Raw genomic sequence first — 22,423 nt, forward strand, 5'->3', positions numbered from 1 at the left:
ACGCTCCGGCGCTGATCAAGTGAAGGTGTGTCGGCTCATGGGCAGGCTGCGCACCCGCTGACCGGTTAGCCTTGCCACCGCGTTAGCGACGGCGGGCGCGACCGCTGGCAACGGCGGTTCACCGATGCCACCCATTTTTTCCCCGCTCTCGACCACACGCACATGGACCCGAGCCATCCGCGCAGGCGGCAGGATCGGATACAAGTCGTAATTGCGTGCCCGGGGTTTGCCATCCACCCACACGGCTTCTTCCACTAGGGTTTGCGACAGTCCCAACGCCACAGCGCCGTTGACCTGCGCTTCGACAATCGCCGGGTTGACGATGCTGCCCGGGTCAATCGCCTGCCAGATGTCATGCACCTTGACCTGGCCGTTGTCGATGGACACCTCAGCGATCACCGCCGTCTCTGTTCCGAACGGCGAAGCCATGGCCACGCCGCGCGCACGTTTGCTGCCATCCTCGGCGGTAAACGGCCCGCGCTTCCAGCCACCGGATAGCTCACCCACCGCTTGCAGCAGGGTGGTCAGTCGTTTGTTGTCACGCAGCAAATGCAGGCGCAGGTCAAACGGGTCCTTGCCGCCCTTGTCGGCCAGTTCATCGAGGAACGATTCATAGAAGAAATCGTTCAGCGAATTGCCCACCGAACGCCAGTAACCGAGCATCGCCGGGCCTTTGACGTAGATCTGCGCGATGCGCTTGTTGGGGATCGCATAGGACTTGCCTGACAAGCCTTCAAGCGCTGTGGGGTCCAGTTTTTCACCCTGCTTGCCGGCGAGCGCTTCGGTCGGCCCTTCTGTGGCACTGATCGCTTCGATTGCCAGCGGCCAGCCGTCGCTGTCCAGCGCCGCACGGAAATTCACTGCGGCAACCGGGCGCAGCACGTCACGCAGGAACTCTTCTTCGCGACTCCAGATCAGTTTGACCGGTCGGCCAACGGCCTTGGACAGCGCAATCGCCTGCGGATAGGGACTGGCCGAATCGTAGAGGAAATGCCGACCGAAGAAGCCACCCAGCAGTGGCGAATGCAACGTAATGCGCGACGGATCCAGCCCGGTGCGTTTGGCGATGTCGGCGCGGAACATGTCCGGCGCCTGATTCGGCAACCAGACTTCCAGCGAACCGTCCGGATTGAATCGGGCCAGTGCCGAAGGCGGCTCCAACTGGCCGTGGTTCAGGTATTGGTTGTGGTAAGTGGCGTCGATCCGGGTCTTGGGCTCCTTGAGAATCGACGCCACGTCGCCTTCATGTTCATCATCTTTGGCCGGGCCTTTATCTTCAGCAAGGCGCTTGAACCAGGCATCGCTGGAAAAGTCAGCGGGCATCGGTCGTACTTTGCTCTCGGCCGTTGGTTCTTGCCAATCAACCTGAATCGCCTCGACCGCACGTTTGGCGTGCCACCAGCGCTCGGCGAGCACCGCCACGGCGCCCGGCAGACGATGCACGGAATGCACGCCTTTCATTGCCTTGACCTGGTCTTCGTTGCGCAGGCTGCCGACTGTCATTCCCAAGCGCGGGGCATGTTGCACGGCCGCATGGAGCATGTCGTCGACTTTCAGGTCGATGCTGTATAGCGCCTTGCCCGTGGATTTGTCATAGGCATCGAGGCGCTTCACCGGTTTGCCGATCCAGCGGAACTGGCTCGGATCACGCAGCTTCACGGAAGCCGGATCGGGAACCGGCAGATCCATTGCGCGCTCGGCCAGATCACCGTAGGCCAACGAGCGGCCCGACTTGGCATGCACGACTTTGCCCGGCTCGGTGGTCAACTCGCCGACTGGCACGCCAAGCTGTTGCGCGCCCGCTTGCAGCAGCATGGCACGGGCGAGAGCGCCGAGGCGGCGCATGACCGGGTAGCTCATGCGCACCGACATGCTGCCGCCGGTGATGCGCATGCCGTTTTCCAACACCACATAGGCTTCGCCGGGCGGCGCGGCTTCGACGAGGAAGGTTGCCGGGTCGGCATCCAGCTCTTCACCGACGATTTGCGCCATCGCCGTGAACGTACCTTGTCCGCCCTCCATGAACGGGCAGAGCAGACGCACGCGATTGTCTGGACGGATTTCGAGAAACGCCGGCACCTGCGTGCCGCGCTCGGCCGTTGCCGCGGCAACGGCGGCTTGCACGCGTGTCGCACCCAGCGGCAGGCCGAAGCCGAGGACCAATGCGCCGACGGCGGTACCGGTCAGGAAACGTCGGCGCGAAACATTGATCGGTTCGTGCAGATCCAGTGCTGCGGCTTGCAGTGACGGGTCGATTCGAACGTTCATCACGCTTCTCCCTTGCCAGCCAGTTCATGCACGGCGGCATGAATGGCGTTGTAAGTGCCGCAGCGGCACAGGTTGACCATCGCCGCTTCGATCTGCGCATCACTTGGTTTGGGGTTTTGTTTGAGCAGCGCGGTGGCGGCCATCACCTGACCGGACTGGCAGTAGCCGCACTGGGCGACCTGCAGATCGACCCAGGTCGCGACCACCCGTTTGCCCACCTCATCGCTTTCGATGGCTTCAATGGTGGTGACCTCGCGGCCGACCACACCCGCCACCGGCGTGACGCACGAGCGCACGACGTTGCCGTCCACCAGCACCGAACAGGCGCCGCATTGCGCCAATCCGCAGCCGTATTTGGTGCCGGTCATGCCCAGATCATCGCGGATCACCCACAGCAAGGGCGTATCGGCGTCGGCATCGACCTGATAGGTCTTCTGGTTGATTCGTAGTTCCATGGTTCACCCGCTGATCATCGGTTGACTTGCATTGTTATGAGCGGTGACACGCGGCGAGGCGTATCAGCGTTTTTCGTTCAATTCGCTACTGTGCCGAGGGCTTCTGCTTCGAATGGCTGCCCACGCAAAAGGGCAATGTCACGACTCGGCGCGGTGCCGAACAGCCGGGCATATTCGCGGCTGAACTGCGACGGACTTTCATAGCCGACCGCAAACGCCGCCCGCGAAACGTCGAGACGCTCGACCAACATCAGCCGCCGCGCTTCGTTGAGCCGCAGCCATTTCTGGTACTGCAGCGGACTCATGCCAGTGAGCTGTCGGAAATGGTGGTGAAAGGTCGGCGCACTCATCTGCACCCGCGCGGCCAGATCGTCGATGCGCAGGGCATCTGCGTAGTTGAGCTTGAGCCAGTCAATCGCCTTGGCGATGCGATAACCCTGGCCATCGACGGCAGTGATCTGTCGCAGCCGTGCGCCTTGGTCGGTGTGCAGCAGCCGATAGTGGATTTCGCGCAGAATCAGCGGCGCCAGCACCGGGATTGCCTCGGGTTCATCGAGCAATGCCAGCAGGCGATCGAGCGCGCCTTCCAGCGCAGACGACAGACTGCCAATCGCGGCGCCCGTGCCCGTTGCTGGCTGCCGTTTGGCCGGCAAACCGCTCTTGGTGATGACCTCGGCGAGCATGCTGACATCCAGTTTCAGCACCAGGCCGACACAGGGCTGTTCGGCACTGGCGAGCATCACTTCGGAATTGGCCGGCAAGTCCAGCGACGTCACCAGAAACCGTGACGGGTCATAGCTGTAGCCTTCACCGCCGACCCACAAGCGCTTTTCGCCGCGACCCACGAGAATCAGGCTCGGTTCGATCATGCACACCACGGGCGGCGCCGGTTGGTCGCGACGAAACAGCGACAGCCCGGGTATGGCCGTGGCGAAGTCACCCGGTGCGCTCACGCGCGGGTCAATGTGCAATGCCAAAGGCGATTCCTGGGGCAGAGGGGTAGGGATCATGTCGGGTCACTCCTGTTGACCGAACTCTAATCCGCGCGCGAGACGTTTCCTATCCATCACCCTGCATCGCCAGAGGATCAGGCAAGCATTCAAGAGGAATGCGCTAGGGAAGGGCCGGATTGACCGGGAGAATGTGTCTATCTGTTACGGGGGCAGTGTCCGGAAGGGACGACAAACTGCTTGCCCCTGCGCATCACATCCACAGGTTTTTCGCACCACAGGTAGTTCTCATGACGTTTCCATCTACAGATCCATCTAAAAGAACAGGCGGCTGGAGCGCTGTGCTGGCCATGTCGTTGGCCGCATTCGCCTTGGTCGCTTCAGAATTCATGCCGGTCAGCCTGCTGACGCCGATTGCGGCCGACCTGCACATCACCGAAGGCCAGGCCGGGCAGGGCATTTCCGTGTCCGGTGCCTTTGCCTTGATCACCAGCCTGCTGATTGCCTCGGTCGCTGCTCGCGTCGAACGCAAGAAGCTGCTGCTGGGCCTGACGTTGTTGATGATCGTCTCTGGTACGGTCGTCGCGGTCGCGCCGGGTTACCCGTCATTCATGTTTGGACGTGCGCTGATCGGGATAGCGATCGGTGGTTTCTGGTCACTGTCGGCGGCGACTGCAATACGTCTGGTCAAGCCTGAACAGGTTTCGCGAGCGCTGGCCATCGTCAATGGCGGTAACGCCTTGGCCACGGTCATCGCCGCTCCGGCAGGGAGCTTTCTTGGCTCGCTGATCGGCTGGCGCGGCGCGTTCTTCTGTGTGGTTCCGGTCGCAGTGCTGGCCGCCGTCTGGCTGCTGATAAGCCTGCCGTCGTTCAAGGCCGAGCGCCAGGCCGGTAGCGGCAACGTTCTGCGCCTGATGAAGCAGCCGCCAGTGGCCTTGGGCATGGTCGCCGTCAGCGTATTTTTCATGGGCCAGTTCATGCTGTTCACCTACCTGCGTCCCTTTCTTGAGGGTGTGACCGGCGTAAGCGTCTCAACCTTGTCCTTGATGCTGTTGGGGTTGGGACTGGCAGGGTTTATTGGCACCTTTCTGATCGAACGGTTTATGGGCCGTGGCCTCTACCGCACGTTGACCGTCATTCCGCTGATCATGGCGGCCATCGCGCTGGCGTTAGTCAGCTTCGGCAAATCACCGTTGCTGACCGCCGTGTTGCTCGGCCTCTGGGGACTGGTTGCCACCGCCGCGCCGGTCGGCTGGTGGACATGGCTGGCGCAGACGCTTCCGGATGACGCGGAAGCCGGAGGCGGCTTGCTCGTGGCCATTGTGCAACTGGCGATCGCCGGAGGCGCAATCATTGGCGGTCTGGCTTTTGACCTGAGCGGATACAAAGCCACATTCGAGCTCAGTGCGGCGGTGCTGGTCGCCGCGTCTGTGCTTGCCTGGTTGGCGGGGCGCAATGCCACTGAAGTTCATCTTGTTGAGTCGGCCGCTGTTTCCGGCGATCCGGAGTCCCGATTTGTCTGATCGAGCAGGAGGCTGCTCAATGCACCAATGACGGTTGGGTCGCGACCGAGACCGTGAAGACCACGACAAACAGCACGACCAATCCCCAGAACATCACCATGATCGTCAGCATAAAAACCTTAAGGCCTTGATAAAGCCTGCGCAGCCAATGGCCTTCGGGTTTCGCGTCTGCGCGGGTTCTGAGTACGCCTTTCAAATAAAAGCCGAGCAGCGCAAGCAGTGCGCCATCTATCGCCAGCGCAGGCAGGCCGGCCAGGGGGAAAATGCTTTCCCAGCGATAGAAAGAAGACCGGCTCAGAAAGACCACATAACAAGTCAGGCTGCCGTAGGGCAGGGCTCGCCACCATTTTCCCGCCAGCGCCCCGACCATCAGGCACATGATCACCATGAACGGGCTGAGGAGAATATGGAGCATCCATTCCAGTACGTTGGGCAAGTAGTCCGGGGAATGGATGTTGCGCCAGAGGTGTTCCAACATTGTTTGGGTTCCTTCCTTCTAGGGAGTCAGTGCTGCTGCGGTGCTTCCGTGCTGCTGGACGGTATCGGCGTGTTTTTGGGTTACATAAGGGGTGTTGGGTGAATTGGGGGCTTTAGGGAGCGCGGACTACGCCGGAGCATGCCCGGGCGGTGGAGGGATTCCAGTTTTTGCGCTATTGCTATAGGACCGGCATGGAGCCGGGATCAAGGAGTGATCTGATGAATGATTATCGAAAGTTGACCCAGGCGGAACTGTCTGTCGCCCTAAAAATGCCTGAGAGCGAGGTTGCGCTTTATGTCGCCGACAATGAACCCATGGCGGATGGTTCTGGCCACTGGGTGTTCTTTTCTCTCTCAGCGCCCAAAAGCCTTCTCTCTCGCCTAAGGGTTGACGATGGTCACCGGCTGGCACTTGGCAAGTCGTGGACAATTGCGCCCTGACAACACGGTTGCTTCACTTCGGAGCGATCCGGGCCAATACGTTCCGATCGCTTCTCCTTAGTCCAATCACGGGTCAACAGTTTGGTGACGGTTGGCGTGCGGCAGCTTTCGGCCAGAAGCGGACGTAATAGCGTTTGTGTAGTATCTGCCTCTCTTCCCTCCTATATGAGATGCCGATGTCTAGCCGACACTCCCCATCCCCTACAAGAGCTGTCCTAGACCTGCGAAACGCACGTTCGCTATTGGGAAAACGGCTGAGCGTGCTGCTGCACGACCAGTACTATTTCAACGACGAGAAAGATCTGGGATACATAGGTTCTCTAGAGTGGCGTTTTGGCGAAGGAGAAGTTCTATCCATGTATCTCTTGAGTGATGGCGAGAGAGTAGGTGCGGACTTGTTTCCTTCTGATACGCCGACTCCCTTCGAGATAGAGCCAAACGTGACCTGCTCCTGGAAGAGGGAAAACCTGCTTGCGGATCTGTCAGCAACCCACCTTGAAAACACAAAAATTTGCGCAGTTGAGGGAATTCTTGACTCTTTCAACGGACAAGAGCCTTGGCTGGCCGGATTCAGAGTTACGTTCGAGACCGGTGACTCGTTGATCTACCTAAACCAGGGCGACGATGCCGTCGTATTGATTAATGCGCTACCGCCAGTAAGTGTAGGCCTCGAAACCCGCTTCGTTACCTCAATTTAATGACAGCTATGGGTCGACTGCGGACCTTCCCAAAGACAGCAATCGGCCAATTGCGGCCCATCAATTAAAGGCACTTTTGTCCGAAATACACTATTCAAAAATATCTGTAGCACGACGCGCAGTCACCGACCTCAAGGACGATGTAGCCCTGTCGCATCCCGCCAGTACATGGTTTGTTCGAACTGAAAGCTAACTAGAAAGAAGGCTGAACACGACTGAGATATTGATTGGGCGACTTTTTCCAAATCTTCCATAGCGGACTCTCCCTCTGGTTCGGGCCCTTTAATTCTGATGGTACAACGCACAGCGACAGGAAAGTCGATACCCATTGTATTCTCAGCATAAATCGTGGGGTCACCGAAAGCGTCATCGGTACTTAATTTAAGTCCTGAGCTAAATTCAGCGTATAGCCCATCTTCTGTTACCTCGACTTTTCGAGCACCAGCATTCTCAAGGGCATTGCTCAATGTCAAAATTGTGAGCGTACTATCAGCTTCCAAGCACAGATCAAGACTCATCAATCCTCTCTTTTTACCGATGAACACTTGCACCAAATTTGAATGCGATCGTCGCGACAGTGTATTTGACTAGCGGTACGAATGTCCGCTTTTGGCCGAAAGCGGTCATTCGGGAGCAGTCGCTATCGGCCAAAATCGCTCAACTACAGCAACCTCCTCACTCAAATCACCCATCCTGCAAAAGCTTCAAAGCCCGATCAAAATCGAACCTTTCCACCTGTACCGCGACCAGAGCCAGGCGTTCTTCTAACGCCCGATCAAGTCGCATATTGCGCAATCCCGCAAGCGCGTCCAAAGCCGCCGTATCACCCTCGTCCAAAAGACCCACGAGCCTGTTCAGTTGCTCGTTGATAGCGGAGTCGTTCTGTAGCTCATCACCTGCGCCGGCCGGTGTGTCTGCCTTGAGGTCGGCCAGTGCCACCAGAATCGGCTGCAGGCAATATTCGACCTGCATCGCCAGCCCTTGCAGCACCGTAGCCGGCTCGCCGTCATGGCAGGCCTGTTCCAGCAAAGCGCAGGCTTGCGCCACGGACCTGGCGCCGATGTTGCCGGCGGTGCCGCGCAAGCTGTGCGCCAGTCGTTCAGCGGCGCCAGCATCCGGATCGATCCGTGCGGTGTGGAACTGTTCGATAAAGCCTGTCTGGGTGTCGCGAAACTTGCAGAGCAGGCGTAGGTAGAGATCCCGCCGCCCCATGCAGGTGGCGAGACCCGCCGCGAGGTCGATGCCCTCAAGCTGCTCGGGCAAGCCATCGGCGAATCCTGCGTTCAGCGATGCTTGAGCGGCACGTGGCTTGATCCATTTTGCCAGGGTGGCGAACATGGTTTCGACGTTGAGTGGCTTGGAGATATGGTCGTTCATGCCGCATTCGAGGGCGCGCTCGCGGTCACCGTCCATCGCGTTGGCGGTCATGGCGATCACCGGCAAAGTGTTGAAGCGCGGTTGCTGGCGGATTTGTCGGGTGGCCGTGTATCCATCCATCACCGGCATCTGGCAATCCATCAACACGCCATCGAAGTCGCCATCCTCGGCGAGGATGTCCAGGGCCTCCTGACCGTGTGTGGCGAGTCGCAGGCGTATTCCGACGCTCTCCAGCAGCTCGCTGGCCAGTTCCTGATTGAGATCGTTGTCTTCGACCAGAAGCAGCCGCGCGCCATTGAGGCTGGCGACGGTGTTGGCATTGTGCAGGGAGCGTTCGCCCGTTCGCGTTTCACCCTGTGGTTCTCTGCCCAGCACCACGCCGATGGCTTCGAGCAGCGAGGACGGCGTGACGGGTTTGGTCAGTACCACCGGCAACTGGATGCCTTGGCGCTCGGCTTCTTCGCGGGCTTCTTCGCGTCCAAATGCGGTGATCATGATCACCGATGGCGTGCGCATCAGGCTGGCGGAATGCATTTTGCTCACGGCTTCCATGCCATCCATGCCGGGCATCCGCCAGTCCATCAAGACCAGATTGTAAGGCAGTGCCTTGTGCTCGGCGTCGGCCAACATGCGCAGCGCCAGATCACCGCTCTGCGCGACATCCACTTCCAGGCCAAAGCTGCGCGCCATGCCCGAGAGAATTTCACGCGCACTGGCATTGTCATCCACGACCAGTACCCGCATGCCCAATAGCTCGCCGGCCTTGAACATACGGCGCGGCTGCACGCCTTGCTGCACAGCGAGTTGCACCTGGAAATGGAATGTCGAGCCGACCCCCGGTTGGCTTTCCACCCAGATTCGGCCGGCCATCAGCTCCACCAGCTTCTTCGAAATGGACAAGCCGAGCCCGGTGCCGCCGTACTTGCGAGTGATCGAACTGTCTGCCTGACTGAACGACTGGAACAGGCGTGAACACTGCTCGACGGTCATGCCGATGCCCGTGTCGCGCACCCAGAAGTGCAGTTGCACGTGTTCGTTGTGTGTACCCACTTCTTCCACGCCGACCACGATGTCACCGTGCTCGGTGAACTTGGCCGCGTTGTTGCCCAGATTGATCAGCACTTGCCCCAGGCGCAGGGGATCGCCGATCAGGGCCGTGGGCAGATCGGGCGGGATCTGGAACAACAACTCCAGACCCTTGTCCTCGGTCTTCAGGCCAATCATGGCGGCAAAGCTGTCGAGCACGTCCTCGAGGCGGAAAGGCGCCTGTTCGAGGCTCATCCTGCCGGCCTCGATCTTGGAAAAATCGAGGATGTCGTTGATGATTCCCAGCAGGTTCTCCGCCGAGCGATGCACCTTTTCAATGTAGTTGCGCTGGCGATTATCCAGATGGGTACGCAGCGCCAGGTGGCTCATGCCGATGATGGCGTTCATCGGCGTGCGGATCTCATGGCTCATGTTGGCAAGGAACTCGCTCTTTGCCTGAGTGGCTTCTTCGGCTGCTGCTCTTGCTTCTGCCAGCGCCGTCACGTCGATGTTGATGCCGGTTGCGCGCAATGGCTGGCCGTCCGGCGTGCGTGAGAAACGGTTGAGCGAGCGGAACGTGCGTATCTGCCCGTCATTTTTGCGCACGATGCGAAAGTCGAATTCGACGCGGTCATCGCCACTCTGCACGGCGCTGTCGAAGGTGCTGCTGACCCGCGCCAGATCCTCGGGATGCACCAGCGCCTGCCAGTGCTGCAGCGTGCCACCGAAGGCACCCGGTTCAAGACCAAACAGGGTTTCAAGCTGGGGCGTCCAATAGTTTGTGCCGCTGACCAGATCAACATCGAACAGACCGATGTCGCCGGCCTCTTGCGCCAGGTTCAGGCGATCGCTGGCAGTCCGCAGCCTGGCTTCCATCGCTCTGCGTTCACTCACGTCGCGCACCGAGGCACAGACGCAGACGCCACGACCTTCCAGGCGGGGCAGGTGGGAAAGGCCAATTTCCACGGAGAACAGGCTGCCGTCTTTGCGCACGCCGCTCAGGTCCTCCAGATCGCCACCCATCTGCCGGGTGCCGCCGCTGGCAATGAAACCGTCGCGCAATTTGACATGACGCTCGCGGGCAGCCTGAGGCACCAGACGCTCGATGCTGGCGCCAATCAACTCGCCGGGGGCATAGCCAAACAGGCTGTCCATTTGCGGGTTGGTCATCAGAATGCGACCGTCAGCCCCCAGCACCAGCATACCGTCCGGTGCTGCCTCGATGATGCCGCGATACCAGGCCTCGGTGGCTCGCAATGCTGCCTGCTGGGCCTCCAGTTCGCTGGCCTGGTGTTCCAGTTGCAAAGTCTGCGCGCCCATTTCGTCCGCCTGACGACGAGTCTCCAGCAGCAGCGCCTGGGCCGCCTCACTGCGCTCCATGATGGCCATGGCGCCGGCCAGCCTGGGCAGCACTTCTTGCAAGAGCAGCGCTTCGTTCTCTTCCAGTTGGCGAAAACCGGCCATTTCCACCACCCCGAGCAGGCGTTCGCCACGCAGCACGGGTTGAACCATCAGGACGCTGGCGGGAGCGGCGCCCAACTGCGTGCGTACATGCCAAAACGGTTCGGGTAAATTCTGCAGGTGGCGGGGTTGGTGATCCAGTGCGCACTGGCCAAGCAACCCGTCACCGAGCGCAAGTTCAACGGGCAGCGGATGCTCACTGTCCACCGCGTAACCGCCCACCAATCGAAGGCGCGAGGCGCCTTCATAGAGAACGTAAAGTGCCCCTTGGCACATGCCTAACTGCGGCGCGATGTGGCTAAAAAAAGCCTGGGCCAACTGCTGCGGCGTTTCCGCCTGTTGCAGATCCACTTGCAGAAGCGAAGTGTGGTTTTTAACCCAGCGCTGGCGCTCAAGCTGACAAGCCTCCACCTGCAACGTGGCGATGGCTCGGGCGAGGTCACCGGTTTCGTTGCGAAGGTCGGTGTGGGGGATCTGCCCGTCGAGTTTGCCGGACGCCAATTCGTCTACCGCCACACGGACACGATTGAGCGGCACGCGAATGGAATAACTGACCAGCCAGGTCAACAGCAAGGCCAGTGTCGACCCGCCCAGCAGCAACACATAGGTGATCGTGGTACTGCGCTGCGCATATTCGGCCAGATTCTTCGCCGTATCGTGGATGTCGGCTTGCTTGTTGTTCTCGATCTGCGTGAGCAGCCCGTCGCTGCCCTGTTCCAGCGCGAGAAAATCCTGACTGTTAAGCAACATCCAGGCTTGACCGAGGGAGCCTTTACCGGCGAATTCCAGCGCCGCATCGCCATCTTTTTGCAGACGCTGCAAGACCCTCTCGAACTCCAGCAGACTGCTCAGACTGCTCTGTCGCCGCAGTGTCGGGCGCACCTGTTCCAGGGCTTCGTGGAGTCGTTCCTGGGCGACATTCATCTGCGCTCTGGCGCTGATGCGAATGTCCGCGTTGTTGGTCGCGATCGCACGTTGCATGGCCAGCAAAAGATACGGCAACTGCACCCGGACTTCCTGCACATGCTGGATACCCACCAGATCCTGCTGGTACAACTGCTGCATTTCGTTCCTGAGCGAATACTGGGTGCGCAGGCTTTGCACGCCCAGTATCAGAACCAACATCAGCAGCGCCGCGAAGCCGATGATCAATTTGCTGCGCAGCGACAGGCGCTCGAGCGTCTCGAACAGTCTGTTCATAACGGGCCTCGTTCAGCAGTGGGGGGCAAAGAGCGGCACACGGCTCAGGGTTGGTCAGCGATCTGTTCAAGCAAGGCCAATTGTCTGGCCATGTCCTGGTCACTGTCGGCGAACTGCACGGCAATGTTCTGGAACTGCCCGGCATTGGCCAGAAATGCATCGCAGATGTCCGGGTCGAAATGTTTGCCGCGGCCTTCGCGGATTATTTCCACTGCTTGCTCATGGGGCATGCCGGGCTTGTATACGCGGCGGCTGATCAGCGCATCGTAGACATCCGCCACAGCCATCAAACGCGCGCTGATCGGAATATCGTCGGTGGCCAACCCTTGCGGATAGCCGCTGCCATCCCATTTTTCTTGATGCCCGTAGGCGATTTCCTTGGCCAGACGAAGGAAGTCGACGCCGATCCCCAACTGGTCCTCGGCGTGCTGGATGGCGTCGCGTCCCAAGGTTGTGTGGGTCTTCATGATCTCGAACTCTTCCGGAGTGAGACGTCCGGGCTTGAGCAGGATGCGATCAGGAATGCCGATCTTGCCGATATCGTGCAGCGGTGCCGACTTGAATAGCAGCTGGATGGTTTCCTCGTCGAGAAAGTGACGAAAGCGCGGATGCTCGCGCATCAGTTCGGCCAGCAATTTTATGTAGTGCTGGGTGCGGCGAATGTGGTTGCCGGTTTCGTTGTCGCGGGTTTCGGCCAGCGAGGCCATGGCGTGGATGGTGACATCCTGGATGGCAATCACTTCGCGGGTACGGCGTTGCACTTCCTGTTCCAGAAAATCGTTTTGATTGCGCAGAAAGTCGGCGACGGCCTTGAGCTTGACCTGAGTCTCGACCCTGGCCATGAGCACCGGAGGAATGATCGGCTTGGTGATGTAGTCAGCAGCGCCGAGGCTCAAGCCGCGAATTTCGTCCTCCGTGGCGGTCATGGAGGTCAGGAAAATGATCGGTATATGACAGAGGCGGGCGTCATGCTGGAGCCGCTCGGCAACGTCATAACCGGACAGCCCCGGCATCATGATGTCCAGCAGAATCAGGTCGGGGAGCGTATCGGCCTGCAGAAGGCGCAAGGCTTTTTCACCGCTGTTGGCGGCCTTGACCCGGTATTTGTCCTTTAGCAACTCGGCAATCAGCATCAGGTTGTCTGGGGTATCGTCGACCACCAGAACGGTTGCTGATGGATAAACGCCCTGCATGCTATCCATGGATGTTGGCTCCCTTGACTGATAAGCAGTAGGCGTACTTACGCCAGACTCTTGTCGGCAAGCGTAGCTAGAAAAGCTGCAATCGGTAGGTCGAAGCAGGGAGGTTTGTTCGATGAGGTACTCGATTATTGGCCGCTCGCGCCACGGTCATCAATCCCACGCTCTACCACGCCCCGTTTATCTCTTTTGATCCCCCGATAAGAAAAACCGATACCTGCTTAAGGATTTCCCAGAGGCGGGCGGTATACCTGCGGCTTTACAGTCACCTTCATCGTTCAGCGTGGACGGTCTACTTACAGGCCTTGTCCGTCGGGACTTCTACAAAAATAAGAAGGTGAGAGCATGACGAGTGAAACGGTCGATATCAAAGCGTGGATCGACAACCGCAAAGTGGTGCCGTACCAGTGGCTGATTATGGGTTTATGTTTTTTCATCGTGCTTTTCGATGGCTTCGACGTCGCGGTGATGGGGTTTATTGCCCCCTCGCTGATTCAAGAGTGGGGGCTTTCGAAAGCGGCGTTTGGCCCGGTGATGAGCGCGGGCATGATTGGGCTGGCGATCGGAGCGCTGACCGCTGGCCCTTACGCCGACCGAATCGGCCGCAAAAAGGTGCTACTGACGGCAGTGACTGGCTTCAGCGTGCTGAGCCTGGCCTGCGCCTTTGCGCGTAATCCCTACGAACTGGCGGCCTTGCGTCTGCTGACCGGTGTGGCGCTGGGCGCAGCGTTGCCCAACACCACCACACTGCTTTCCGAGTATTTGCCGGAACGCAATCGGTCACTGTTCATCACGATCATGTTCACCGGGTTCAACATGGGGTCGGGGCTGGGCGGCTTTCTCGCCGCGTGGTTGATTCCCCATCACGGCTGGCAGTCGGTGCTGCTCGCTGGCGGGATTCTGCCGATGTTGTTACTGCCCTTGATGTGGCTGTTGCTGCCTGAGTCGGCGCGTTTTCTCGCCGCGCGCAACGCGCCCGCCAGCCAGATTGCCAAGGTGCTGAACAAGCTGGGCGGCACGTTTAGCGCGGCGACTAAATTCGTCATTGCCGAACCGCAGGCTCAGCAAAAAGCACCGCTGCGCTTGTTGTTCACCGAAAGCTATCGCTTCGGCACGCTCGCTTTGTGGGCGACTTACTTCATGGGGTTGCTGGTGATCTACCTGACCATGGGCTGGATGCCGACCCTGCTGCGTGAAGGTGGGCTGTCCATCGAACGCGCCGCGACCATCACCGGCCTGTTTCAGATTGGCGGTACCGTCGGCGCCATCGTAGTCGGCTGGGCGATGGACCGGCGTAATCCAAACGCGGTAATTGCCACGTCCTACGCACTGGGTGGCGCTTTCATTCTCCTGTTGGGCGCGTTCAGCCTCGAATCCAGTCTGCTGGCGTTCGGCGTGGTGGCGGCAGGTTTCTGCATGAGTGGGGCGCAAACCGGCCTCAATGCTTTCGCGCCGGGGTACTACCCGACAGATTGCCGCGCCACGGGCGTCAGCTGGATGCTGGGTATCGGCCGCTTCGGGGCTATCTTTGGTTCACTCATCGGTGGTGCGGTGCTCAGCCTCGGGCTGGGGTTGCCGCTGCTGTTCGCTCTGTTGAGTGTGCCTGCCTTTATCGCCGCTCTGGCGATTCTGGCCAACGGTCATGCACGGCGCCGAGTCAGTCGGGCCTTGCTGGCGCATTAATCTTTTTCGACAAAGGAACTCGTTATGGCACGCATCATTGGTGGCCTCGCTGTATCTCACACCCCGACTATCGGCTTTGCGGTCGATCACGACAAGCAGCATGAGGCCGCCTGGGCGCCGATCTTCCGTGGCTTCGAGCCGATCAAGGTGTGGCTGAAGGAGCAGCAGCCGGATGTGCTGTTCTATATCTTCAATGACCACGTGACGTCGTTTTTCTTTGATCACTACGGTGCCTTTTCCCTAGGCGTCGATGAGCGTTACGAAGTCGCCGATGAGGGCGGTAATCCACGCGAGTTACCGGGGATCGATGGCCATGCGGCGCTGTCGCGGCACATCGGCGAGAGCCTGGTGGCGGATGAGTTCGACATGAGTTTCTTCCGTGACAAGCCGCTCGACCATGGCTTCTTCTCGCCGATGTCGGCGCTGTTGCCGTGCGAGCCGGACTGGCCGGTGGAGATCGTGCCGCTGCAGGTTGGCGTGTTGCAGTTCCCGGTGCCGAGTGCGCGGCGCTGCTACAAGTTGGGCCAGGCGCTGCGCCGGGCGATCGAAAGCTACCCCGAGGACTTGAAAGTAGCCATCGTCGCGACCGGTGGCGTTTCCCACCAGGTGCACGGCGAACGCTGTGGGTTCAACAACCCGGAGTGGGACCAGCAGTTCATTGATCTGTTGGTCAATGATCCCGAGCGCCTGACCGAAATGACCCATGCCGAATACGCCGCGCTGGGGGGCATGGAAGGTTCGGAAGTGATCACCTGGCTGATCATGCGCGGCGCGCTGTCGGCCACGGTGAAAAACCTGCACCAGGATTACTACCTGCCGTCGATGACCGGCATTGCCACACTGTTGCTGGAAAATCAGGATCGGCCCGTTCCCGTCGACGTCATTGCGCGGCACTTGCAGCACATGCAGCATCAGTTGGGGGGTATCGAGAAGCTCGAAGGCACCTATCCGTTCACCCTGGAGCGCAGCGCCAAGGGCTATCGGTTGAACAAGTTTTTGCATCGCATGATCGAGCCGCACTGGCGTCAGCGTTTCCTCGACCAACCCGAGGCGCTGTTCGATGAAGCAGGGCTGAGCGATGAAGAGCGGGATCTGCTGCGACGCCGCGACTGGCGCGGATTGATTCACTACGGGGCGATTTTTTTCGTGCTGGAAAAGCTCGCTGCCGTGGTTGGGGTGCCGAATCTGCAGATCTACGCAGCGATGCGCGGACAAAGCCTGGAGGCGTTCATGAAAACCCGTAATCAGCAGGTGCTCTATTCGGTAGCGGGCAAGGCCCCGCGCTAACGTAACGGCGTCATCGGCGGCTCGCTCCGGGCCGCTTCGCAACACCCTTGAATGATTTCACTGCGCCCGGCTCATGCGGGCGTAGCGGACTGCTACATCCCAAAAAAATGGATAACAATAACAATGAAAATCACCGCCAATACCCGCGTAGTCTTCACGCTGTCCGCCGTTTGTGCTCTGTCTGTCGAGGCGAACGCCGCAGGCTTTGTGGAAGACGCCAGCGCCAATCTCAATCTGCGCAACTTCTACATCAATCGGAATTTCACCAACCCGGCCAATGCGCAGGACAAAGCCGAGGAGTGGACGCAGAATTTCATTCTCGATTTCCGCTCTGGATTCACCCAAGGTGCAGTCGGATTTGGTGTGGATGTGCTGGGCCTGTATTCGCTGAAGCTTGACGGCGGTCAAGGCACGGGAGGCACGCAATTGCTGCCGCTGGACAGTGATGGCCGACCTGCCGATCAATTTGGGCGCCTGGCTGTCGCCGGGAAAATGAAAATCGGCAAGACCGAAATCAAGCTCGGCGAGTGGATGCCAGTGTTGCCGATATTGCGTTCCGACGACGGTCGCTCGTTGCCACAAACCTTTCGTGGCGGTCAGGTCACTTCACAGGATATCGCCGGGTTGACCTTGTATGGCGGTCAGTTCCGGCAGAACAGTCCGCGCAACGATTCAAGCATGGAAGGCATGTTCATGCAGGGCAAAACCGCGTTTACCTCTGACCGTTTCAACTTCGTCGGCGGCGAATACGCGTTCAACGAAAAGCGCACGATGATCGGCGTGTGGAATGCTCAGCTAAAGGACATCTATCAGCAACAGTATCTGCAACTGGTTCATAGCCAACCACTGGGTGACTGGACGCTGGGCGCCAATCTTGGCTACTTCTGGGGTCGCCAGGATGGCAGTGCCCGCGCAGGCGATCTGGACAACCGTACGTTCTCGGCATTGCTGTCGGCACGCTACGGCGGCAACACGTTTTACCTCGGTTTGCAAAAGCTCAGCGGCGACGATGCCTGGATGCGCGTCAACGGCACCAGCGGCGGAACCTTGGCCAACGACAGCTACAACAACAGCTACGACAATGCGCGGGAGAAATCCTGGCAGCTGCGCCATGACTACAACTTCGCCGTCCTCGGCGTGCCCGGTCTGACCCTGATGAACCGTTATATCAGCGGCGACAATGTGCACAGCGGAGCCGTCACCGACGGTAAAGAATGGGGCCGCGAATCCGAGTTGGGTTACACGCTGCAAAACGGCGCGTTCAAGAACCTCAACCTGCGCTGGCGCAACTCGAGCATTCGCCGCGATTACAGCAGCAATGAGTTCGACGAGAATCGCTTGATCATCAGCTATCCGTTGAACCTGCTTTAACCGCTTCATTGGCCTGAGTTCGGATTACCTGGCGGATCACCTCCATCAACGCCTGCGCGACCGGTGAGTGCAGGCAGCTGCTGCGGTACGTCAGGCCGATGGCCCTGGCGGTCTGTTTCAATTCCAGCGGCAAAATGCACAACTCGCCGCTAGCGATTTCCTGTTCCAGTTGATGCGCTGAAACGGCTGCGAGCATGTCCGAGCGTAACAACAGTCCGCGAATGATCGCCATGTCGGCGCTTTCCACCACCGGGGAAGGCGCCGGAATGCCGAAACCGGCGAAGCAGTCGTCGAGCATTTTGCGCGCCGGCGAACCGGCGCGCGGCAATACCCACTTCGCGTTAGCGAGATGATCTTGCAGGCCGGTTTTGCCGTAGAGCGGATGATCACGCCGCGCAAGCACGACCATTTCCTCTGTCAGCAGTGACTCACCGACCAGGTCGCTAGCATAGGTCGACGAACGCAGCGCTCCGAAAATGAAATCCACATCACCGGCGCGCAATTCAGTCGCCAGCAGGTCGAAGGGACTCTCATTGGTGATCACTTGAATACCCGGGTGCTCGGCCATCAGGCGCACGATGGCTTCGGGCAGGATGCGCGTGCGGCCGAGGGGCAGGGCACCGACGTGGACGACGCCGTGCAAGGCACCGCGAAGGGCGGTGATGTCGCTGTCGATATGGCGCAGTTCGTTCAGCGCACGGCGGATTGCAAACAGGATGTCATGACTCGCGCGGGTCGGTTGCAAGCCGCGCGGCGTGCGCTCGAACAGCGATTGGCCGCAGCCGTTTTCGAGGACTTTCAGCGTCGAACTGACCGCAGGCTGACTCAGCCCCAACAGGTTGGCCACTGTCTGCATGTGCTGGGTTTCACAGAGTTTGACGAACACTTGCAGGCGTCGCGCCTGGAACAGATAAAGCGGTTCAATCGCAGCTTTTTCACCTTGGCCGAGCAATGTCGGCACGCTCCCAAGCTCTGCCAGCACCCGTCGCGCTCGGGGCAGCAAACGCTCTCCGAAATTGGTCAGGCGCATACCGTTGGCGTGGCGCTCGAACAGCCTTACGCCTAGCCGTTCTTCGAATTCGGAAATCGAGCGGGTGACCACCGATTGCGCCCGGTACAGCGCGACTGACGCCTTGGAGACGCTGCCGTGATCAGCCACGCGGACGAAGGCGCGCACGTGCATCAGGCTCGGCAGTTCAAAGATTTCCATGGGCAAGGACTCTGTGGGTCGGCGAATCCGACGACTATGCCGCCGCTATTTTCGAGTGGCAATAAAAAAAACGCATACCTCGAACACTCGAACGCATTACTCCGTCGGCGGGGTGCGATGCGATGCTCTTTCGCAACGCAAAGGAGTATCCGCAATGATCGAATCAACCAAAAACGCGCTGGTTGTCAGCGCCCACTCAGCCGATTTTGTCTGGCGTGCCGGTGGCGCCATCGCCCTGCATGCACAGCAGGGGTACCACGTTCACATCGTCTGCCTGTCGTTCGGTGAGCGCGGCGAATCCGCCAAGCTGTGGCGCAAGGGCGAGATGAGCGAAGACAAGGTCAAAGCCGCACGTCGCGAAGAGGCTCAGGCCGCCGCCGACATTCTCGGTGCCAGTGTCGAGTTTTTCGATATCGGCGATTACCCGATGCGCGCCGACAAGGAAACCTTGTTCCGTCTAGCCGATGTTTTTCGCCGGGTGCAACCGGAGTTCGTTCTCAGTCACTCGCTCAAAGACCCATACAACTACGATCACCCGCTGGCCATGAACCTGACCCAGGAGGCGCGCATCATCGCCCAGGCCGAAGGCTATAAACCGGGTGAGAAAATCGTCGGTGCACCGCCGGTCTACAGTTTCGAGCCACACCAGCCCGAGCAATGCGAATGGCGCCCCGATGTATTGCTCGACATCACTGATGTCTGGGACAAGAAGTACGCGGCCATCCAGTGCATGGCCGGACAGGAGCATTTGTGGGAGTACTACACGCGCGTCGCCCTGCAACGCGGTGTGCAAGCCAAACGTAATGTCGGGATCACCTCAACCCGCAACATCGTCTATGGCGAGGGTTACCAGAGTATTTTCCCGCGTGTCACGGAGAATCTGGGATGAGCGAACATATCGGCAAGACAGGCGTTGTTGTGCGCAATATTCAGCGGGCCGAAGCGGCGCTAGTCGATGAGTTGAAACGCTTCGGGGTCGCGACCATACATGAAGCACAGGGCCGCAAAGGACTGTTCGCGAGTTCGATCAGGCCGATTCAACAAGGCACGGTGATCAGTGGTTCAGCCGTCACGGTGCTGGTTGCGCCGGGTGACAACTGGATGTTCCATGTGGCCGTCGAACAATGCCGGCCCGGCGATATTCTGGTGGTCGCGCCGAGTTCACCGTGTACCGACGGCTACTTCGGTGACCTCTTGGCCACCTCGCTCAAGGCTCACGGCGTCCGGGCGCTGGTAATTGAGGCCGGCGTGCGCGACACCCATACCCTGCGCGAAATGGGCTTCCCGGTCTGGTCCCGCGCCATCAGCGCGCAAGGCACAATTAAGGAAACCCTGGGTTCGGTCAACCTGCCACTGGTGTGCGGCGGGCAACTGGTGCACCCGGGTGATGTGGTGGTTGCTGATGACGATGGGGTGGTGGTCGTACGACGCACCGAGCTGCAGCAAGTCGTCGAAGCCAGTCGCGCCCGGGCCGACCTGGAGGAACAGAAGGCCCTGCGCCTGGCCAAGGGCGAACTGGGTCTGGACATCTACAACATGCGCGCGCGCCTGGCGGAAAAGGGTTTGCGTTACGTCGACAGCCTTGAAGAACTGGGAGACTGAGCATGGCGCAGACCCGCATTCCCTGTCTATTGATGCGCGGCGGTACGTCGAAAGGCACTTACTTTCTGGCCGACGATTTACCGCAAGAGCCTGCGCTGCGAGATCGCGTGTTGCTGGCGGTGATGGGCTCGCCGGATGCGCGGCAGATCGACGGCATTGGCGGCGGTGATTCACTGACCAGCAAAGTGGCGATCATCAGACCGTCGAGCCGCGCGGGTGCTGATGTCGATTACCTTTTCGCCCAGGTGCTGGTGGATGAGCCGCGTGTCGATTACGGTCAGAACTGCGGGAACATCCTCGCCGGTGTCGGTCCGTTCGCCATCGAGCGCGGGTTGGTGGCGGCGACAGCCGATGTCACCCCTGTGCGGATCCATATGGAAAACACCGGACAGATCGCCATCGCCCATGTCCCAACGTCTGATGGTGAAGTGCGCTATGACGGCGACGCCCGTATTGACGGCGTGCCGGGGCAGGCCGGGCCGTTGATTGTCGAATTCGAGGATGTCGCGGGCTCCAGTTGCGGCGCCTTACTGCCGACCGGCAACGCCCGGGACGTGATCGACGGCGTTGAAGTGACCTGCATCGATAACGGCATGCCTGTGGTGCTGATCAACGCGCAAGAGCTGGATTGCAATGGCTATGAGAGTCCCGCGCAACTCGATGCCAAGGCTTCACTGAAACAGCGTCTGGAGTCCATCCGCCTGCAAGCGGGGCGGCGCATGAATCTGGATGATGTGAGCCAGCGCAATGTGCCGAAAATGTGCCTGATTGCACCGCCGCAGGTCGGTGGGGCCATCACCACACGCAGCTTCATTCCCCATCGCTGCCACACCAGCATTGGCGTGTTCGGCGCAGTCAGCGTGGCCGCCGCCTGCCTGATCAAAGGCAGTGTGGCAGCGGTCATGGCGGTGGTGGAGGAGGGCGAGGTGAAACGCCTGTCGATCGAACATCCGACGGGCGAGTTCACGGTGGAGGTGCGCTTGCAGGACGAGCGATTGGTCGGGTGCGGACTGATGCGCACGGCTCGGTTACTGTTTGATGGCTTCGTCTGCATTCCATCAGCGACCTGGCGTGGTAAAGCCGTTGGTCAATCAGGAGAGTGCCTCTCGCAAGTACGCGTAAAGAGCTGAAAACTCCATTTTTCACTTTGCTCCTGCCTATTCCGGTGGCAAGCCTTGGCTGACCTTTTTAGTGGGTGGCCGCCAACCAGCGAAGAAATCTGGAAATCTCAAACCCCAGAAACGACAAAGCCCTGAATAATCAGGGCTTTGTCGGTACAGAATATGGCGGAGGCGATGGGATTCGAACTCATGGACCTGTTACAGTCGACGGTTTTCAAGACCGTTGCCTTAAACCACTCGGCCACACCTCCGTTGCGTTGCGGGCGCCATAATACCTGAATGAAACACACTGTCAAACTCTCTGCATGGCTTGTTACAGAGCGTCTGTTATGATCTTTGCGACTGAACGTTTCAAACCAACAGGAGTGTCGCCATGCGCGAACAGGATTACGCAGTTAATAACAGCGTGCAGGCTGAGCAGCTAGAGGTTAGCCGCGTCCTGCGCAACACTTATGGCCTACTGGCTCTGACCCTCGCATTCAGCGGCGTCATGGCTTTCGTTGCCCAGCAGATGCGCGTTGGCTACCCGAACATTTTCGTGGTGCTGATCGGCTTCTACGGGCTGTTTTTCCTCACCAACAAGCTGCGTGATTCCGCGTGGGGCCTGGTGTCCGCTTTTGCGCTGACCGGTTTCATGGGTTTCCTGCTCGGCCCGATCCTCAACCGTTACCTGGGCATGCAGGGCGGCGCTGAAGTGGTCAGCTCGGCGTTCGCGATGACCGCACTGGTGTTCGGTGGTCTGTCGGCCTACGTGCTGATCACCCGTAAGGACATGAGCTTCCTCGGTGGCTTCATCACCGCTGGTTTCTTCGTGTTGCTGGGTGCAACGCTGGCAAGCTTCTTCTTCCAGGTCAGCGGCCTGCAACTGGCGATCAGCGCAGGTTTCGTGCTGTTCTCGTCCGTGTGCATCCTGTTCCAGACCAGCGCCATCATCCACGGCGGTGAGCGCAACTACATCATGGCGACCATCAGCCTGTATGTATCGATCTACAACCTGTTCATCAGCTTGTTGCAGATCTTCGGCATCATGAGCCGCGACGACTGATCGTTAGTCGTTTCAACGAAAAACCCGCT

Annotated in this window: 18 protein-coding genes and 1 tRNA gene; 10 read left to right on the forward strand and 9 right to left on the reverse strand. The window is 59.5% G+C overall.

Features of this window, described 5'->3' with window-relative positions; genetic code table 11:
• Positions 1 to 15: 15 nt before the first annotated feature.
• The 3 genes from CKW38_RS04845 to CKW38_RS04855 form a co-directional block, all read right to left on the reverse strand.
• Complete coding sequence (locus tag CKW38_RS04845; RefSeq protein WP_095112012.1) at positions 16 to 2,268, reverse strand: xanthine dehydrogenase family protein molybdopterin-binding subunit; 2,253 nt, start codon at positions 2,266 to 2,268, stop codon at positions 16 to 18.
• Positions 2,268 to 2,723 (reverse strand): (2Fe-2S)-binding protein, encoded by a 456-nt coding sequence (locus CKW38_RS04850; protein ID WP_095112013.1) that lies wholly within the window; start codon positions 2,721 to 2,723, stop codon positions 2,268 to 2,270. The genes CKW38_RS04845 and CKW38_RS04850 overlap by 1 nt, the downstream gene beginning before the upstream one ends.
• Before the next feature lie 77 nt (positions 2,724 to 2,800).
• The gene (locus CKW38_RS04855) at positions 2,801 to 3,733 is read right to left on the reverse strand and encodes an AraC family transcriptional regulator (protein WP_095112014.1); all 933 of its coding nucleotides are present in this window, start codon (positions 3,731 to 3,733) and stop codon (positions 2,801 to 2,803) included.
• A 230-nt stretch (positions 3,734 to 3,963) separates the two neighbouring features.
• Here CKW38_RS04855 and CKW38_RS04860 point away from each other — a divergent pair, with 230 nt between their 5' ends.
• Entirely contained in the window at positions 3,964 to 5,196 is a 1,233-nt protein-coding gene (locus CKW38_RS04860) for an MFS transporter (protein WP_042704918.1), read from the forward strand.
• Positions 5,197 to 5,212: 16 nt separating this feature from the next.
• Here the strand turns inward: CKW38_RS04860 and CKW38_RS04865 are convergent, their stop codons facing one another.
• A complete protein-coding gene (locus tag CKW38_RS04865) occupies positions 5,213 to 5,674 on the reverse strand; it encodes a hypothetical protein (protein WP_095112015.1) in 462 nt (153 codons plus the stop codon).
• 218 nt (positions 5,675 to 5,892) lie between these two features.
• On the opposite strand from CKW38_RS04865, the gene CKW38_RS04870 reads away from it, so the two are divergent.
• Both CKW38_RS04870 and CKW38_RS04875 read left to right on the forward strand, forming a co-directional pair.
• The gene (locus CKW38_RS04870; protein WP_095112016.1) at positions 5,893 to 6,114 is read left to right on the forward strand and encodes a hypothetical protein; all 222 of its coding nucleotides are present in this window, start codon (positions 5,893 to 5,895) and stop codon (positions 6,112 to 6,114) included.
• Between the two features lie 260 nt (positions 6,115 to 6,374).
• Positions 6,375 to 6,812 (forward strand): hypothetical protein, encoded by a 438-nt coding sequence (locus tag CKW38_RS04875; RefSeq protein WP_256588339.1) that lies wholly within the window; start codon positions 6,375 to 6,377, stop codon positions 6,810 to 6,812.
• 131 nt (positions 6,813 to 6,943) lie between these two features.
• Here the strand turns inward: CKW38_RS04875 and CKW38_RS04880 are convergent, their stop codons facing one another.
• The 3 genes from CKW38_RS04880 to CKW38_RS04890 form a co-directional block, all read right to left on the reverse strand.
• Positions 6,944 to 7,330 (reverse strand): hypothetical protein, encoded by a 387-nt coding sequence (locus tag CKW38_RS04880; protein WP_095112018.1) that lies wholly within the window; start codon positions 7,328 to 7,330, stop codon positions 6,944 to 6,946.
• A 166-nt stretch (positions 7,331 to 7,496) separates the two neighbouring features.
• Complete coding sequence (locus CKW38_RS04885) at positions 7,497 to 11,876, reverse strand: response regulator (RefSeq protein ID WP_095112019.1); 4,380 nt, start codon at positions 11,874 to 11,876, stop codon at positions 7,497 to 7,499.
• Between the two features lie 44 nt (positions 11,877 to 11,920).
• A complete protein-coding gene (locus CKW38_RS04890) occupies positions 11,921 to 13,078 on the reverse strand; it encodes an HD-GYP domain-containing protein (RefSeq protein ID WP_095112020.1) in 1,158 nt (385 codons plus the stop codon).
• Between the two features lie 342 nt (positions 13,079 to 13,420).
• On the opposite strand from CKW38_RS04890, the gene CKW38_RS04895 reads away from it, so the two are divergent.
• The 3 genes from CKW38_RS04895 (at position 13,421) to CKW38_RS04905 (ending at position 17,416) form a co-directional block, all read left to right on the forward strand.
• Positions 13,421 to 14,758, forward strand: a complete 1,338-nt coding sequence (locus tag CKW38_RS04895; RefSeq protein WP_095112021.1) for an aromatic acid/H+ symport family MFS transporter — start codon at positions 13,421 to 13,423, stop codon at positions 14,756 to 14,758.
• Between the two features lie 24 nt (positions 14,759 to 14,782).
• Positions 14,783 to 16,045 carry a gallate dioxygenase gene (locus tag CKW38_RS04900; protein WP_095112022.1) on the forward strand — a complete coding sequence of 421 codons (1,263 nt, stop codon included), beginning with the start codon at positions 14,783 to 14,785 and terminating at the stop codon, positions 16,043 to 16,045.
• Between the two features lie 123 nt (positions 16,046 to 16,168).
• A complete protein-coding gene (locus tag CKW38_RS04905) occupies positions 16,169 to 17,416 on the forward strand; it encodes an OprD family porin (protein WP_095112023.1) in 1,248 nt (415 codons plus the stop codon).
• On the opposite strand, the gene CKW38_RS04910 is transcribed toward CKW38_RS04905, so the two are convergent.
• A complete protein-coding gene (locus CKW38_RS04910; protein WP_095112024.1) occupies positions 17,391 to 18,626 on the reverse strand; it encodes a LysR family transcriptional regulator in 1,236 nt (411 codons plus the stop codon). The genes CKW38_RS04905 and CKW38_RS04910 overlap by 26 nt on opposite strands.
• Positions 18,627 to 18,780: 154 nt before the next feature.
• Between CKW38_RS04910 and galB the strand changes: the two genes are divergently transcribed.
• The 3 genes from galB to CKW38_RS04925 are packed head-to-tail and all read left to right on the forward strand — an operon-like array spanning position 18,781 to position 21,358.
• Positions 18,781 to 19,515 carry a 4-oxalmesaconate hydratase gene (galB, locus tag CKW38_RS04915; RefSeq protein WP_095112025.1) on the forward strand — a complete coding sequence of 245 codons (735 nt, stop codon included), beginning with the start codon at positions 18,781 to 18,783 and terminating at the stop codon, positions 19,513 to 19,515.
• Positions 19,512 to 20,228, forward strand: a complete 717-nt coding sequence (locus CKW38_RS04920) for a 4-carboxy-4-hydroxy-2-oxoadipate aldolase/oxaloacetate decarboxylase (protein WP_095112026.1) — start codon at positions 19,512 to 19,514, stop codon at positions 20,226 to 20,228. Before galB ends, CKW38_RS04920 begins: the two co-directional genes overlap by 4 nt.
• Before the next feature lie 2 nt (positions 20,229 to 20,230).
• Positions 20,231 to 21,358 (forward strand): 4-oxalomesaconate tautomerase, encoded by a 1,128-nt coding sequence (locus CKW38_RS04925; protein WP_095112027.1) that lies wholly within the window; start codon positions 20,231 to 20,233, stop codon positions 21,356 to 21,358.
• Positions 21,359 to 21,512: 154 nt separating this feature from the next.
• Here CKW38_RS04925 and CKW38_RS04930 read toward each other — a convergent pair.
• Positions 21,513 to 21,600: transfer RNA gene (locus CKW38_RS04930), tRNA-Ser, on the reverse strand.
• Between the two features lie 122 nt (positions 21,601 to 21,722).
• Between CKW38_RS04930 and CKW38_RS04935 the strand changes: the two genes are divergently transcribed.
• Positions 21,723 to 22,394: a Bax inhibitor-1/YccA family protein gene (locus tag CKW38_RS04935; protein WP_007915443.1), complete on the forward strand. Its 672-nt coding sequence runs from the start codon at positions 21,723 to 21,725 to the stop codon at positions 22,392 to 22,394.
• Positions 22,395 to 22,423: the final 29 nt, after the last annotated feature.

Origin of the sequence: Pseudomonas sp. Irchel 3H7 (assembly GCF_900187605.1) — a bacterium.
In the GTDB taxonomy this organism is placed as follows: Bacteria; Pseudomonadota; Gammaproteobacteria; order Pseudomonadales; family Pseudomonadaceae; genus Aquipseudomonas.